The sequence below is a fragment of the Salinibacterium sp. SWN167 genome, assembly GCF_015864665.1.
Classification (GTDB): domain Bacteria; phylum Actinomycetota; class Actinomycetes; order Actinomycetales; family Microbacteriaceae; genus Rhodoglobus.
Genome location: NZ_JADYWU010000001.1, coordinates 953,774 through 968,926, shown reverse-complemented (window position 1 = coordinate 968,926; position 15,153 = coordinate 953,774). Strand labels below are relative to the sequence as shown.

Here is a 15,153-nt window from a genome sequence, read left to right as displayed (position 1 = left end):
GCCGAAACACCCGAACGAGTGATGTTGCTACTTGCGGGCTGCCGCTGCGACGTTGCGCTTATACGTAACCCAGTACTGCTTGGTCGCGTAGTCCACGGCTGCGGTCATCATCTTTTCCTTCGTGCGAAGCACGGCGGTATCGAGATCACCGATCAGCTCGGGGCGCGGCTTGAAGTGCGCCATGACGGTGCTGCCGACCATGGCCTCGGCGGCCACGATGCGAGATGTTGACGCGTCGACGACGAGGAGAACGATCGCTCCCCGGAGAAAGCTCTTGCCTCGCCCCGAGACGAGGAAGTGGTCTTTGACGCCGAGGAAGCTGGTTCCCAGGCGCTTGGTGGCACGAGAATACGTGCGCTGTTGAAGAAGGCTGAATACAACGCTCAGTACGAGCGCTGCCATCAGCAGTAATGCGAAGCCGGTGTCCATGTCAACTACCTTCGATGAGCTCAATGGTGACGCCCGCGTTGGGCAACGAGAGTGTGCCCTTCGCGTGAATGGCGCCGGGGAGAACTTTCTGGCTGTCTTCTGGGTCGCTGTAGATCACGAAATGACCAAGCGTGCGGAGGTTGTTGCCGGCAATCTCGCCGACCTCCGTAATGGTGACTTCAGAGTCCCCCACCCGCAGCACGTCTCCCGGCTGGGGGTCGCGCTGCGGGTGGTGGTGCGCGACAGTGTGAACCACGCTTACCTCAGCCAGTTCGGCGGGGCAGGGTTCTCCGAAGAAGATCACCACTCCCCCTTCAAACATTTCGGTGGCGTCCGTTCCGATGGACGTGACCTCGCTGCGGTAATAGGTAGTCATTGCTGTCTCGCTTTTCTCTGCTGTTACGTGTGGTGGTTGTGCTGGTTAGATCAGTGCGAAGCTTGCGCCCCACGCGATCAAGACTGCCAGCGGCGATGTGATCAGGCGAGAGAAGAGTACAGCGGGAACACCCACTGCGACCGTCTCCGGCTTGGCTTCTCCCAGGGCAAGACCCACGGGAACGAAGTCACAACCAACCTGACCGTTGATGGCGAACAGCGTCGGCAGTGCATACTGCACTGGCAGCGCGCCAGCGGCGATCTGTGTACCCATGAGTACACCGACGACCTGTGCGATAGCCGCACCCGGTCCGAGGATGGGCGACAGGAACGGTAGTCCCGTGATCACGCCAAGGAGGATGAGGCCGATCGGGTTCGAGGCCAACGGAGTTACTGCCTGCGCAATGAGGTCCGAGAGTCCCGAGTAGGTGACGAAACCAATCAAGAGGCTCACGTACGCCATGAACGGAAGGATCGTCTGCAGCACGAGCTGAACAGTCTGGCGACCAGACGACAGCAGCGTGTTGATGATGTTTCCGATGACCGAACCGAAGCGCGTTGCCACGTTCGAGAAGAAGCCGATGAAGCCCCCACCCGTTGTGGTCTGCGCCGTGAAGTGCGTCACGTTGCTCGTACCGAATGCTCCAGACGGTGCCGGGCTTCCGATTGCTGCTTCGGATGCTGCCGACGCTTCAGCAGCATGAGTCGCGAACGCGGCTGATCCTCCCGCAAGCTCAACGTCTTCGGTTCCCACTGCGGAGACGAAGACATCGTCGGTGATGTACTTAGCGAGGGGGCCCGATGGCTCTCCCGGGAAGACATCCACGGTCATCATGCGCTTCTTGGGGTAGACGCCAATTCGCGCGGTTCCACCACAGTTGATCACGACAGCGACAACGCGCTCTTCGGGAATGCTGTTGGTGAAGCCGTCGACAGCTTCTGCGCCGGTCAGTTCAGCGATACGCGCGGCGACCGGGTGGATTCCGCCACCGGTTACCGAGAGAACGACGTTCTTGGTCTCACTGGGCTCGAGCAGGAGGCCCTTGCCCCAGCCGCCGTTGCCGGGCTTGACGAATACTTTGTTGTAGGTGTTCTCAGTCATGATCACACCGTCCCTTCAGTGGCAACCGAGGATCCGGTCTTCTTGGTCGACTTTGCCTCGTTGAAGCGTTCACTGGCCAAAGCAAATTCGCGGTCGTACTCGTCAAAGACGGCCGTGAGACCCTGGCGACGGATGAGCAGGTTAGTGATCCACTCGGTGACGACTCCGCGAATGAAGATCACGACGATGCCGGTACCGAAGTACAGCAGCGCGAGCAGCGGGTACTTTTCGGGAGCGATGGAGAGAACTCCAGCCGAGACACCAGCCCAGACGAAGATCTCGCCAGCGTTAGCGTGCGGGAAGAAGGCGGTGACGGGGTGCACGAAAGACACTGCAGAGTCGTAGAACGCCGGCTTCTGTCGTTCGGGTAGATAGATGCCGAAGGAGTACGCCATCGGGTTGGTCAAGACGATGACCGCGATGATGGGCATGAGCGTGTAACGAGTAATGGCCCAGCGAGCTGACCACTGCACCGCACGAGTCATGCGCGCTTCGCCCACCCAGGTGGTGATCGCGTACATGAACGTGAGAAGCACGATCAGTGTCGGCAGGATGCCGGTGGCCAAACCAACAAGAGCTTCACCCGATGCATTGAACAGGCCGATGAAGTGCGTCGCACCCCAGGTGAGGGCCTGAATGAACGGGTTGTCACTGGCCGGCACTGGCGGCGAATCAGCCGCCCAAATTATCGTGTCCAGAACAGATTGCATCTCACACCTTTCTCCAGCCGCAACTTCGTTGTCGGCGCCTGTCAGGGCCGGTGGCGTAGACGTGAGGTGCGTGTCCCCATCGACCCTGGTACTGCATTTGCACATATGTGAGCATTGGACTCACAGTCGTGTAATAACAGGTATAGCAGTCCGACGAGCATTGAACCAAGGTGGAACCGAAAAAAATTAGTACTCAGGTTCGTTTTCAGGCGCGCTTCAGCGCCTCACACCGAGAGATATTTCGCACAAGGGTGCACCCACAGGGGCTGGCTCACAGAGGATCGCTCGACCACACGAGACAACGAGACAACGAGACAACGAGACAACCTCGTCATCGGCGACGCGGGAGGTTAGCCCTTGTTGTGTGCTGCTTCGGCCACCGTGCGCACGTGCACGAGCGCTGTAGCGATCGCCGCCATACCTTCGCCACGGCCCGTGAAGCCCAAAGCGTCGGAGGTCGTGCCCGCAATGCTCACCGAGGCACCAAGAATTCCGCTGAGGAACTCCTCTGCCTCGACGCGACGACGCGACACCATCGGATGATTTCCAATGAGCTGAACGGAAACGTTGCCCACTTCGAAGCCGGCATCCCGCAACAGGAACAGGGTTTCACGCAGGAACACGTCGCCATGAGCATCTTCAAATTTGGGATCGCTCGTGCCAAAGACACTGCCGAGGTCACCGAGCTTCGCGGCGGAGAGCATGGCATCGCAAATCGCGTGCGCAACGACATCGCCATCACTGTGCCCACGAAGACCGACCTCATCGGGCCAGTGGAGCCCCGCGAGCCATAGCGGCTTCGTTGAGTCGTAGGCGTGCACATCGGTGCCCGTGCCGACCCGGATGCCGGTAGCGGCAGATTCGGTAAACAATTGTTCGGCGCGACGAAGTTCCCACGCCGTGGTGATCTTGAACGCGAGCGGATCGCCAGCGATGATCGAGACGGGATAGCCGGCAGCGGCTACCAGCGCAGAGTCATCGGTGTGCTCTTCTCGCGCGGCAGCGTGAGCGGCGACGAGCTGGTCACGCGGAAAACCCTGCGGGGTCTGCACGGCCATGAGCACCGAACGATCCACGGTCTCAACAACTTGGCTGTTGTCATCCGTGCGCTTGATCGTGTCGGCAACGGGAAGGCCAGGCACAACACCGGCGCCGGAGCTGCGAACCTCAGCAGCAACCGAGTCAAAGACAACGCTCGGGGTCAGCGGACGCGCCGCATCATGCACGAGAACCACATCGACGCTGGGCTCGAGGTAGCCGAGCGCAGCGGCAACAGACTCTTGACGAGTTGCGCCACCGACGATGATGGTGGGTTCGTGATCGCGACCACCCGGTACCGATCGCGCAAGTTGCTTCGCGATCGGAGCGTAGGACTTGGGAACCGTGATGATGACCTGCGTCGGCTCGACCATGGCAAAAACGGATTCAAGAGCACGGCTCAGGGTCGGACGGCCAGCGAGGTGGACGAAAGCTTTTGGCTCGTTTCGACCGAGGCGGGTTCCATTTCCGGCGCCGAGCAGGATCACTGCAACGCGCGGAGCATTCTGTGGACTCATAGGGGGCGGGTATCTCCAAATCGATGGGCGAGGAAATACTCCTCCGCCAGAAAGACGTAGCGAACCAGCCTATCCATGCTCACCTGTGAATACAGTCAGCAATGCCAGAATTATGAGGCAAGAACCTCGTCGAGAACCAACGATGCTTTGTCTTCGTCAGTCTTCTCCGCAAGAGCGAGCTCTGAGATCAGAATTTGACGTGCCTTAGCAAGCATGCGCTTCTCTCCAGCAGAGAGTCCGCGGTCTTGATCGCGGCGCCAGAGGTCGCGAACAACCTCAGAAACCTTGATGACGTCGCCCGAAGCGAGCTTTTCAAGGTTGGCCTTATAACGGCGCGACCAGTTGGTGGGCTCTTCAGTAAACGGCGCACGAAGCACCTCGAATACCGCGTCAAGACCCTCGCGACCAATAACGTCGCGAACACCCACGAGATCAACATTCTCTGCGGGTACTTCGATGGTGAGATCACCCTGAGTTACATTGAGCTTGAGATAAACTTTCTCTTCACCCTTGATGGTGCGCTTCTTCACCTCGGTGATGGTTGCAGCACCGTGATGGGGATAAACGACTGTCTCGCCGACCTCAAACAACATGAATAGTGGTCCTCTCGAAGAAAACCCAGTTTATCACAGTAAACACATGGTAAGGGTTGCCTAAGTAAACCAGCCAGCCCCACTATCTATTAGTATGGGTACGTGACAGTACGCACTCGCGCAGCACGCGCTGCAGCCTCCGCCCTCATTGCCGGCGCTCTACTAGTGGGCACCGCCGGTTGTTCGTTCATCACGCCCACGGCGACGCTGAACCAGTACGACCCCAGCGACGGCATCGGCGCCGAGGTCGGCGACGTGAAGGTTCGCAACGTTCTTGCGATCAGCAACGACGATGACTCTGCCGTAAGCCTCATGATTACGGTCGTCAACACGACCTCCACGAGCGGCAGCCTGCGACTGCAGTACGAATCCGTTGATGGCGAGCGCATCGACATCTCGAAGCCGATCACGTCCAACACTGTCAAGACCTATGGCACCGAGGTAGACGGCGACACGATCGTCATCACCGATGCGGGCGTCAAGGCTGGCCAGCTGTTCCCCATCTACCTGCAGTTCGGCGACGAGAGCGGTCAAGAACTGCTCATTCCGGTGATCTCCGGCAGCGACCCGATCTACAGCGACCTCGCTCCCGCAAGCGCACTCGGCGAATAGCTCGCCATAGCGTCCGCTCGAACTGGGCTGGTGCACACCGGCTCAGCAAGCCAGGCATGCACCCCCGCTAAGCCTTAGTCTTCGAAGCGGTAGCCGAGACCGCGAACCGTCACCAGCATCGTCGGCTGCGACGGCGTCTTCTCGATCTTCGACCGGATGCGCTTGATGTGCACGTCGAGCGTCTTTGTGTCGCCGAAGTAGTCAGCGCCCCAGACTCGATCGATCAGCTGGCCACGCGTGAGTACGCGTCCACCATTGCGCAGCAACAGCTCAAGCAACTCAAATTCTTTGAGCGGCATGGTGACATCTGCACCGTCGACCGACACCGTGTGACGCTCGACATCCATGCGCACTCCCCCGGCTTCGAGAATCGAATCGGTCTCGTCAATATCTTCTGTGCGACGACGCATAACGGCACGGATGCGGGCCAAGAGTTCGCGAGTTGAGTACGGCTTCGTGACGTAGTCATCCGCTCCCAGCTCGAGGCCGACCACGATGTCCACTTCGCTGTCTTTGGCGGTGAGCATGATGATGGGCACGCTCGAGCGCGTGCGAATCTCGCGGCACACTTCGGTGCCAGCGAGGCCAGGGAGCATGAGGTCGAGCAGGATGACGTCGGCACCGTTACGGTCGAACTCAGCGAGTCCCGCGAGACCATCTTCAGCGATGGTCGTCTCGTAGCCTTCGCGCTCGAGCAGGAACGCGAGAGGCTCGCTCAACGACGCCTCATCTTCGACGATCAAAATGCGGGTCATTGTTTTTCTCCTGTTGCGTTGATTACGTCGGGATCGATCTCGGGCAGTCGAATCGTAAAGGTAGAGCCGTGGCCTAGCTGCGACCACACACGGATGTCGCCGCCATGGTTTTGCACGACGTGCTTGGCAATGCTGAGGCCAAGCCCACTGCCGCCCGTGTGGCGGCTGCGGGCGGGGTCACTGCGGTAAAAGCGTTCGAAGACGCGGTCGAGTTCATCTTCGGGAATTCCCACGCCCTGGTCGGTAACGGAGATTTCGACGGCCCCGTCGCGGTGGCGCACCCCGATGCCGACTCGAGTGTTCTCTGGCGAATACTGCACAGCGTTGGAAATGAGGTTGTCGAGAGCAAGCACGAGAAGTGTTTCGTCTCCGAAGGTCTCGAACCCGGTAAGCCCGCCGCTGGCGAGCGTGACCTTATTGAACTCAGCGACTGCCCGGTTTTGGTCGATCGCGATCGATACGACCGTGTCGATATCGACCGGAGCCGCTTCAGCAAGCCCGTCGGCCGACTGCAGTCGAGAGAGCTCGATGATCTCTTGCGTGATGCGAGCGAGGCGGTGGGATTCCTTGGTGAGGCGCTTGGCGAATCGCTTCACCTGATCCGGTTCATCTGAGGCGCTCACGAGCGCTTCGGCCAGCAGGCCCACAGCACCGATCGGCGTCTTAAGTTCGTGGCTGATGTTGGCGACGAAGTCACGACGCACCTCATCAAGACGGTACGACTCCGTGCGGTCTTCGGCCAACAACAAAACGTATCGCGTGCCGAGGCGAGCAACACGAACAAAAAGATAAATGTTTGCGTCGCCAAAAGGGCCGCGAGAGAGGTGAACTTCTTGCGCAATGGGCACGCCAGTGCGGCGCACCTGGTCGACGAACTCCACGAGTTCCGGATGCACGAGCGCGTGATTCCAGACGAGGCCGTAGGTCAACGCTGCGTTCGAGGCCTTCATGATGTTGTTCGAGGGATCGAGCACGATACCCGCGGATTCCAGCGCATCGATGACCTGATCTACGCCATCCGGCACGGCAGAAGAGACCACGTGGGCGGCTCGCTGACCGCGTTTAGCGGCTGCGTAGATGATGAAGGACATACCGCCGCCAAGAAATACCCCGAAAGCGAGGGCGGCCGGCACGAGCCACGCAGAGTCCATAGCCACTAGGTTAGTTACATCTGAGGCGTTCGCTTGCCGCGAGTTCGCGACGGGTGCTCACTTCAGATAAAGTTCAGGCCGCCAACACCTGCTGTTAACCTGACGCGGGCAGGGTGGCCTAAGCCGTGCGGGCTTCGTCATGCCCGTATCGAAGGGACGTAGATAGCGTGCGCGAAGTATTTCAACAAGAACTACGCGAGGTGCAAGATCGCCTCGTGGAAATTGCCAGCCTGGTGGCGGTGTCAATCGACAACGCCACAAAAGCATTTAATGAATCCGATGTATCACTAGCGGAAACAGTGATCGCAGACGATGACCAGATTGATGCGGCGGCAGCCGAACTCGACGAGCTTGCGATCAACATCCTCGCTCGTCAACAACCAGTCGCCCGCGACTTGAGGATTGTAGTGAGCGCCCTGCGCATCAGCGCTTCACTCGAGCGCATGGGTGACATGGCTGAGCACATCGCTCAGCTTGCGCGTTACCGCTTCCCCGACAAGGTTGTACCGAAGTCACTGCGAGGAACCTTCGCAGAGCTCGGTGCACTCGATGTTGCGGTCGCCAACAAGCTGGTAGAGCTGCTCAAGCATGAAGACGTGCGCGTTGCCGAAGAGATTCGCAACGACGACGACAAAATCGACGCGCTGCACTTGAGCGTGTTCGACAAGGTGCTCGGTGAAACCTGGAAGGGTGCTGCGGTCGATACCGTGGATGCCACTCTGGCGTCTCGCTACCACGAGCGCTTCGCAGACCACGCGGTCTCCATCGCCAAGAAGGTTCAGTATCTTGCTACCGGCGACTGGATTCCGGCAGACGACTAAACCCGTCTCATCCTGTGAGTGGTAGCTGCTCACCCGAGTCGCTACCACGCATGAAGCCCCGACGAGATTTCTCTCATCGGGGCTTCTTGCGTGTCAAGTATTGGCTACTTCTTGCCCTGCGAGGCAACAGCGGCGGCACCGGCTGCTGCGGCTTCTGGGTCGAGGTAATAGGCCGGCTTGATCGGCATGAAGTTGTCGTCGAGTTCGTACACCAACGGGATACCGGTCGGGATGTTGAGGCTCGCGATGTCGTCATCGGAGATGCCATCGAGGTGCTTCACGAGCGCGCGCAGCGAGTTGCCGTGGGCGGTCACGAGCACGGTCTTGCCGGCAGCGAGATCCTTGGTGATATCTGATTCCCAGTAGGGCAACATGCGGTCGATGACGAGCTTGAGGCTCTCGGTGCGAGGAATCTCGCCGTCGATGCCTACGTAGCGGCGGTCGTGAACTTGGCTGTACTCCGCGTCGTCGTCGAGCGGGGGCGGCGGCACGTCGAAGCTGCGACGCCACGTCATGAACTTCTCTTCGCCAAACTCTTCGAGAGTCTGAGCTTTGTCCTTGCCCTGCAACGCTCCGTAGTGACGTTCATTGAGTCGCCACGAGCGCTTGACCGGAAGCCAGTCGAGGTCGGCAACCTGCAACGCGATGTTGGCGGTGTGAATCGCACGCTTGAGCAGCGAGGTGTACTGAATGTCCGGCTGCTTCTCGAACGCGGCAATGAGTTCACCTGCGCGATTGGCTTCGGTGCGGCCTTGGTCGGTGAGCCCGACATCCACCCATCCGGTGAAGAGGTTCTTTTGGTTCCATTCGGAGTTGCCGTGGCGCAACAAAATCAGGGTGTGAGTCATACCTCAAGAGTACCGAGAATGACTGGATGCCGTTAGCCGCGAGTGACGGCTCCGAGCCGGGGCAGGCGCGGCACGTTCGCTTCGGCACCCGCGTCGGTGGGAACGATGACTTCTTGCGCGGCGGCAATCTCACCGATGTCGGAGGCAACAGCCAGAGTCTCGGCGCTGTCCACTCCCCGCTTGATCACGGCGAGGGCAATGGGGCCCAGCTCAAAGTGGCGAGCAGACGCAGTGACGCTTCCGACAGTTTTTTCGCCCAGTTTCACCTCGGCGCCAGCTTCGGGCAGTGCACCCTCCGAGCCATCGAGGTGCAGCATGACGAGGCGACGGGGCGGATGCCCGAGGTTGTGCACCTTGGCCACTGTTTCTTGCCCGCGGTAGCAGCCCTTGTTGAGGTGCACGGCGGAGCGCATCCAGTCGAGTTCGTGCGGAATGGTGCGGTCGTCGACTTCGGAGCTGAAGCGTGGACGCCAGGCTGCAATGCGGAGGGCATCGACGGCGAGGGACCCTGCGGCGTCGAACGCGCTGAGGTCGGCATCTGCCGCGACGAGTGATTCGCGGTAATTCCACGTGGCCGCCGGGTGAGCATCTGACTTTGAGTACTGGTGTCCGCCTCGAACAACACTTGCCCAGGGGTCGTTCCAGACCAGCGGGATGTCCTGCGAGACGGCAACGGGCAGCTCAAGCGAGTCGCCGAAGCTGCCGATTGTCGCAAAGTCGTCGCTGCGGTCAGCAATTTCTACCCGCAGCATGAAGCGCATGCGGTCGAGCCATGCGGCGAGAGCCTCTCGTTGCGAACCATCAACAAGCAACCAGAGAGTTTCGCCATCATCGACGAGGCGCATGGCGTGTTCGACGCGACCATTTGGGTTGAGCAATAGTGTTTCAGCGCTCTCCCCCGGCTGGAGGCCCGTGAGCGACTGCGTCGTGAGTGAGTCGAGCCAAGTCAGCCGGTCGGGGCCGGTGATCGTGATGACAGCGCGGTCAGCAAGCTCGACTACCGAGCGGCCCTCGACGAGAGCGCGTTGCTCTCCAAAAGGATTGCCGTAGTGCTCGGGAGGGCTGCCGACAGCGCCGGGCCGAGCAGCGAATGAACTATTCGACACGAGCGAGTCGCCCCGATGCGTGTGTGCGGAGGTCTTGGCCGAGAGCAGCGATATCCCACGCCCACAGCAAATGGCCCTCGACGAGCCCATACATGCGAGTAGCGGCGGTGTACTCCTTGGCACTCTCGGTGCGCATCACTGCGTCGGTAGCCAAATCGATGCGTGGCCCCGTGACCTCGCCGATGTAAAACTCATTGATGCCGCCCGGATGCACGATCGAGACTTCGATCTCAAAGCCTCCGTCGGCAGTGCGCAGCGTTTCGACCTCGTCGGCTGTGCCGTAGGGACGTTCTCCGATTGCCGGCAGCAGGCCGGGACCGGGGTCTCCCTCGCTGGCGGGACGGCGAAGACGCCAGTACCCAGTTTCGGTCACGTGCGGAGTCTTATTATCGTCAAGCAACCACGTGTAGGAGTTGTAGTTGAGGTGCGGGAGGCCGTCGTGCGTGAAGCTGATGCGCTGACCAAATTCGAGGCTGCGCGATTCTTCGCCGATCTTGTAGTCGACGATGCCAGTGCCCTCCCACAGTCCAACGAGCCACGAAAGTGGCGCGAGTTCAGCGGGGCCGGAGGTGTCTAGCTCAATCACGATGCGGCGCGGCTAGCGCTGGCCGCGAAAGAGGTTGTAGACAACGACAACCGACACGTAGCCGATTGACAGCGTCGCGAGACCGAGAAGGCCGACGAAGAAGAGCTCAAGTGCGAGAAGCATGTACTAATCCTATCCCTGTGCAGCCGTGCCGCACTAAATCACAGCGAAAATCGCCGTAGCGGCCGCGACGATGGCAAGCGCGCCAACCATGCTGGCGGTGGCTCTCGCCACGAAACCTTCTTTGCGGTGAATTATCAACTGAATAACGAAAGTAAGAATGACGCAGGCCGCCAATACGATCGCCAGCCACGTGACTCGCAGCTCCGGCGTCTCAAAGACCCCGACAATGACGGCACCGATAAGGCTTAACGCCCACACGGGCACGACGCTCCACTTTTGCCAAGTCATATCCCCATCGTAACGATGAATGTGCCGAAGTCGGGCCCCGTCAGCCGGGAGCGCGCACACACGGTAGAATTCCTTTCACGCAGTGGGGAGGCCATATGGCACACATCTTGATGCTTAGCTCTGCGCCCGACGTTGAACCGCTCCCAGCCCTGGAGTTGCTCAGCCATACGGTGGAGGTTGTCGTTGCCGCGCCCGCAACTCTTGTTGCCGCGCCGACCACAGACCTGATCATGGTCGACGCGACCATCAATCTTGCGGCCGCCAAAGGGCTGTGCAGCGTACTCAATTCCAGCGGAATCACGGTTCCGCTGTTCGTGGTCGTCACTGATGGCGGCCTTGCAGCAGTCAATCACCAGTGGCACATCGACGACTTCCTTGTGTCCGGCGCCGGACCAGCCGAAGTCGATGCCCGCATCCGTTTGGCATTGGCGCGCCGCGAGAGTGAGAGTTCCGCTTCGAAGATTCGAGCATCCGGAATCGTCATCGACGAAGCCAGCTACTCGGCAAAGGCGCGTGACCGCTCTCTTGACCTCACCTTCAAGGAGTTCGAGTTGCTGCGCTTCTTGGCCTCGCACCCCTCTCACGTCTTCACTCGCGAACAGCTTTTGAGCGAAGTGTGGGGTTACGACTACTTCGGTGGCACCCGCACCGTCGACGTGCACGTGCGTCGCTTGCGCGCCAAGCTCGGCGATCTCGAGTCGCTTATCGGAACCGTGCGCAACGTCGGCTACTGCTTCAATATTGCTGAAGAGACCGAGAAAGCACCTGTAGCAGATTCGAGCACCGGCTCCACCGCCGACCTCGCGCCGCAAAGTATCGCTGTCTAGCAAAGCGCCATCAACTGCCTCCCAGTGTGGGCGGAGTTAATCAGTTGTTCATCACTCAGTGGCAGGATGAGGGGATGGACAACGAGACCGCAATCGTCGACCCGAGCTCTGCAACGGACTCGCTTGACGAGTACGACAATGACGAGTCGTCGAGTGTTGACGATGGAACGCTGATTTTTGATCGCTACCTTGATCGGGAATTGAGCTGGCTCGCCTTCAACCAGCGCGTACTCGAACTAGCCGAAGACGAGTCCCTTCCGCTGCTGGAACGCGCCAACTTCTTGGCGATCTTTGCGAGCAACCTCGATGAGTTCTTCATGGTGCGCGTTGCGGGGCTCAAGCGCCGCATCGACACTGGGCTTGCTGTTCCGACCAACACTGGGCGGGCACCGGCAGAAGTGCTCGAAGAGCTGAGCGCTGCCGCTCACGCGCTGCAAGAACGTCACGCCGCCGAGTTCCTCAACAGCGTGAAGCCAGCACTGGATTCCGAGGGGATCCACATTGAGACCTGGGCCGACCTCGGCCCGGAAGACCGCGAGCGCGTTCACGACATCTTCTCCAACCAGATTTTCCCGGTGCTGATGCCATTGGCGGTCGACCCCGCGCATCCATTCCCCTATATTTCTGGGCTTTCGCTCAATCTGTCGATTCGAGTGCGTAACCCCAAGACCCAAAAAGAAGAGTTCGCGCGCCTGAAGGTGCCAAGCGTTCTGCCTCGCTTCATCCAATTGCCGGATGACGGCAGCGACCAGCTGCGCTATATTCCGCTCGAAGATTTGATCTCCAACCACCTCGGCGCCCTGTTTCCCGGAATGGAGATCCTGGCGCACCACGAGTTCCGCGTTACCCGCAACGAAGACGTGAACGTTGACGAAGATGAGTCGGAGAACCTCATCAAGTCGCTCGAGAAACAGATCCTTAATCGTCGCTTTGGGCCGCCCATCCGCCTCGAGATCACCGATGATATGGATGACGTCACGCTCGGTCTTCTCGTGCGGGAACTCAAGATCACTGAACAAGAGGTGTACCGCCTGCCGGCACCGTTGAATCTCAGCGGACTTTTCCAGCTCGCCGGCATCGACCGCCCCCGATTGAAGTACCCACGCCACGTGCCGATCACGAGTCGCAGCCTCATGCCGACCGAAGGCAACGAACGCGCCGATATCTTCCGCGCGATCGCCCGCAAGGACATCCTGCTGCACCACCCCTACGAGTCGTTCTCCACGAGCGTTCAGGCCTTCCTTGAGCAGGCCGCCGCTGACCCGCACGTGCTCGCCATCAAGCAAACCCTGTACCGCACCAGCGGTGACAGCCCTATCGTCGAAGCGCTCATCGATGCTGCTGAAGCAGGAAAAGCAGTGCTGGCGCTCGTTGAGATCAAGGCTCGCTTTGATGAGACCGCGAACATCTCGTGGGCCCGCAAGCTCGAGAAGGCCGGCGTGCACGTCGTCTACGGTCTCGTCGGGCTCAAGACTCACTGCAAGCTTGCGCTCGTGGTGCGTCAAGAAGAGGGCAAGCTGCGTCACTACGCCCACATCGGCACGGGAAACTACAATCCCAAGACCAGCCGCCTGTATGAAGACCTCGGGCTGCTGACCGCCGATGACCAGGTCGGAAAAGACCTCACGAGACTATTCAACGAGCTCTCTGGCTATGCCATCGAGAAAAAGTTCAAGCGACTCCTAGTGGCTCCGCGCCATCTGCGTAAGGGCCTCATCAAGCAGATCGAGAACGAAGCCTCCAACGCTCGTGAAGGCCTGCCATCGGGCATCCGCATCAAATTGAACTCGATGGTGGATGAGGCGATCATCGATGCGCTCTACCGGGCGAGCAATGCTGGCGTGCCTATCGACATCGTTGTGCGAGGAATCTGCTCCCTGCGAGCCGGAGTTCCCGGTCTCAGCGAGAACATTCGCGTGCGCTCTGTTCTTGGCCGGTACCTCGAGCACTCGCGCGTATTTGCCTTCCACAACAGCGGAGACCCGCAGGTGTACATCGGCAGTTCTGACATGATGCATCGCAATCTCGACCGTCGCGTCGAAGCTCTTGTGCGCATTGTCGAACCCGAACACATCGAAGAACTCGAGTACATGTTCGACCTCGCGGTCGACGAAAACACCTCCTCCTGGTGGCTCGATGAGGAAGGAGATTGGGTGCGCCACGGTACTTCGGAGACCGGTGAACCTCTCAACGACATGCAGAATGTTCTTATGAAGCGAATAACGCAGCGCAAACGAGGCGGGTCTCGCCGGTGAGCGCCGCGAACACTCCGGTCCTTGCCGCAGGCATAGTCTGCTGGCGCGTCGTCGACGGTAAACCGCGAGTGTTGCTCGTGCACCGCACCGTTCACAAGGATGTCTCGCTGCCCAAGGGCAAGCTGGATCCGGGTGAGATGCTGCCGGAGACCGCTGTGCGCGAGATCCTCGAAGAGACCGGATTGAGCGTCGATCTCGGGGTACCGCTCGGTAGCGTGCACTACACGCTCGCCAACGGCCGAGACAAGTACGTGCACTACTGGTCAGCCGAAGTGAACGACCACACCCTCGAGGTCGCCAAGTTCACCCCCAACGGTGAAATCTCCGCGCTCGAATGGTTGCCGCTCGCCAAAGCCCGCAAGAAAGTCAGCTACACGCACGACATCGATATTCTTGACCGCTTCGCCGCCGTCTACGACGCCGGCAATGCTCGCACCTTTGCGATGATCGCCGTTCGTCACGGCAAAGCCGTTCCCGGCGAAACCTGGGACGGACCGGATGCCACTCGCCCGCTCATGCACCGCGGGACAGACCAAGCCGCCACCATCGCCGGCAGCATCGCGGCATTCGCGCCCGACCGCATCCTGAGCAGTACCGCAGCGCGCTGCCTCGCCACAATCACGCCGCTCGCGCAGCGCACCGAACTCGAGATCAAAGCGACCGACGATCTCAGCCAAGACTCCTACTCGAGCAACGGCAAAGCGATCACCGCGCTCGTCGCCAAGCGACTCAAGAAGCAGCAAACGGCGGTGCTGTGTAGCCACGGCCCCGTCTTGCCACAGATTGTGAGCGCCCTCGCGGAGGCCAGCCATGCCAAGCCCGACTCGCAGTTACGCGCAGCGGCCCTGCTCAATACCGGTGATTTTTCGGTGCTGCACTTTGCCCGAGACTCCAAGAAGCCTCGCCTCGTTGCGGTAGAAACACACGAGTCCTAAATCGAGCCTGCCCACTCAGTAGCCCATCAAGGTTGCGGTGCGGTGAATTCCATAGGAATTCGCGAGACAATGACGTGCACG

At 60.0% G+C, this 15,153-nt stretch carries 17 protein-coding genes; 5 read left to right on the top strand and 12 right to left on the bottom strand.

Annotated elements, in window-relative coordinates; all coding sequences use genetic code 11:
- Nucleotides 1-27: 27 nt before the first annotated feature.
- From I6E60_RS04615 to I6E60_RS04590, 6 genes are all read right to left on the bottom strand, one after another.
- Nucleotides 28-429, bottom strand: a complete 402-nt coding sequence (locus I6E60_RS04615) for a transcriptional regulator GutM (RefSeq protein ID WP_197123364.1) — start codon at nt 427-429, stop codon at nt 28-30.
- 1 nt (nt 430) lies between these two features.
- A complete protein-coding gene (locus tag I6E60_RS04610; protein ID WP_197123362.1) occupies nt 431-805 on the bottom strand; it encodes a PTS glucitol/sorbitol transporter subunit IIA in 375 nt (124 codons plus the stop codon).
- Nucleotides 806-850: 45 nt separating this feature from the next.
- A complete protein-coding gene (locus tag I6E60_RS04605) occupies nt 851-1,906 on the bottom strand; it encodes a PTS glucitol/sorbitol transporter subunit IIB (protein ID WP_197123360.1) in 1,056 nt (351 codons plus the stop codon).
- A 2-nt stretch (nt 1,907-1,908) separates the two neighbouring features.
- The gene (locus I6E60_RS04600) at nt 1,909-2,616 is read right to left on the bottom strand and encodes a PTS glucitol/sorbitol transporter subunit IIC (RefSeq protein ID WP_197123358.1); all 708 of its coding nucleotides are present in this window, start codon (nt 2,614-2,616) and stop codon (nt 1,909-1,911) included.
- A gap of 350 nt (nt 2,617-2,966) precedes the next feature.
- Nucleotides 2,967-4,172, bottom strand: coding sequence for a 2-C-methyl-D-erythritol 4-phosphate cytidylyltransferase (ispD, locus tag I6E60_RS04595; protein ID WP_197123356.1), 1,206 nt, complete (start codon nt 4,170-4,172; stop codon nt 2,967-2,969).
- 110 nt (nt 4,173-4,282) lie between these two features.
- Nucleotides 4,283-4,765, bottom strand: coding sequence for a CarD family transcriptional regulator (locus tag I6E60_RS04590; protein ID WP_129072070.1), 483 nt, complete (start codon nt 4,763-4,765; stop codon nt 4,283-4,285).
- A 102-nt stretch (nt 4,766-4,867) separates the two neighbouring features.
- On the opposite strand from I6E60_RS04590, the gene I6E60_RS04585 reads away from it, so the two are divergent.
- Complete coding sequence (locus I6E60_RS04585; RefSeq protein ID WP_197179068.1) at nt 4,868-5,377, top strand: hypothetical protein; 510 nt, start codon at nt 4,868-4,870, stop codon at nt 5,375-5,377.
- A 74-nt stretch (nt 5,378-5,451) separates the two neighbouring features.
- Here the strand turns inward: I6E60_RS04585 and I6E60_RS04580 are convergent, their stop codons facing one another.
- Both I6E60_RS04580 and I6E60_RS04575 read right to left on the bottom strand, forming a co-directional pair.
- Nucleotides 5,452-6,132 (bottom strand): response regulator transcription factor, encoded by a 681-nt coding sequence (locus I6E60_RS04580; protein WP_197123352.1) that lies wholly within the window; start codon nt 6,130-6,132, stop codon nt 5,452-5,454.
- Nucleotides 6,129-7,283, bottom strand: coding sequence for a cell wall metabolism sensor histidine kinase WalK (locus I6E60_RS04575; protein WP_197123350.1), 1,155 nt, complete (start codon nt 7,281-7,283; stop codon nt 6,129-6,131). Before I6E60_RS04575 ends, I6E60_RS04580 begins: the two co-directional genes overlap by 4 nt.
- A 167-nt stretch (nt 7,284-7,450) precedes the next feature.
- Here I6E60_RS04575 and phoU point away from each other — a divergent pair, with 167 nt between their 5' ends.
- Complete coding sequence (gene phoU / locus I6E60_RS04570) at nt 7,451-8,104, top strand: phosphate signaling complex protein PhoU (protein WP_197123348.1); 654 nt, start codon at nt 7,451-7,453, stop codon at nt 8,102-8,104.
- Nucleotides 8,105-8,208: 104 nt separating this feature from the next.
- On the opposite strand, the gene I6E60_RS04565 is transcribed toward phoU, so the two are convergent.
- The 4 genes from I6E60_RS04565 to I6E60_RS04550 all read right to left on the bottom strand — a co-directional run bounded on the left by I6E60_RS04565 (nt 8,209) and on the right by I6E60_RS04550 (nt 11,055).
- Nucleotides 8,209-8,952 (bottom strand): phosphoglyceromutase, encoded by a 744-nt coding sequence (locus tag I6E60_RS04565; RefSeq protein ID WP_197123346.1) that lies wholly within the window; start codon nt 8,950-8,952, stop codon nt 8,209-8,211.
- Between the two features lie 32 nt (nt 8,953-8,984).
- Entirely contained in the window at nt 8,985-10,058 is a 1,074-nt protein-coding gene (locus I6E60_RS04560) for a folate-binding protein (RefSeq protein ID WP_307841779.1), read from the bottom strand.
- The gene (locus tag I6E60_RS04555) at nt 10,048-10,644 is read right to left on the bottom strand and encodes an FABP family protein (protein ID WP_197179064.1); all 597 of its coding nucleotides are present in this window, start codon (nt 10,642-10,644) and stop codon (nt 10,048-10,050) included. Before I6E60_RS04555 ends, I6E60_RS04560 begins: the two co-directional genes overlap by 11 nt.
- A 156-nt stretch (nt 10,645-10,800) precedes the next feature.
- Complete coding sequence (locus I6E60_RS04550; protein ID WP_197123340.1) at nt 10,801-11,055, bottom strand: hypothetical protein; 255 nt, start codon at nt 11,053-11,055, stop codon at nt 10,801-10,803.
- A 95-nt stretch (nt 11,056-11,150) separates the two neighbouring features.
- On the opposite strand from I6E60_RS04550, the gene I6E60_RS04545 reads away from it, so the two are divergent.
- The 3 genes from I6E60_RS04545 to I6E60_RS14630 all read left to right on the top strand — a co-directional run bounded on the left by I6E60_RS04545 (nt 11,151) and on the right by I6E60_RS14630 (nt 15,072).
- The gene (locus I6E60_RS04545) at nt 11,151-11,882 is read left to right on the top strand and encodes a response regulator transcription factor (protein WP_197179062.1); all 732 of its coding nucleotides are present in this window, start codon (nt 11,151-11,153) and stop codon (nt 11,880-11,882) included.
- Between the two features lie 74 nt (nt 11,883-11,956).
- Nucleotides 11,957-14,137, top strand: a complete 2,181-nt coding sequence (locus tag I6E60_RS04540; RefSeq protein WP_197123337.1) for an RNA degradosome polyphosphate kinase — start codon at nt 11,957-11,959, stop codon at nt 14,135-14,137.
- Nucleotides 14,134-15,072 (top strand): NUDIX domain-containing protein, encoded by a 939-nt coding sequence (locus tag I6E60_RS14630; protein ID WP_197123336.1) that lies wholly within the window; start codon nt 14,134-14,136, stop codon nt 15,070-15,072. Before I6E60_RS04540 ends, I6E60_RS14630 begins: the two co-directional genes overlap by 4 nt.
- Nucleotides 15,073-15,153 lie beyond the last annotated feature (81 nt).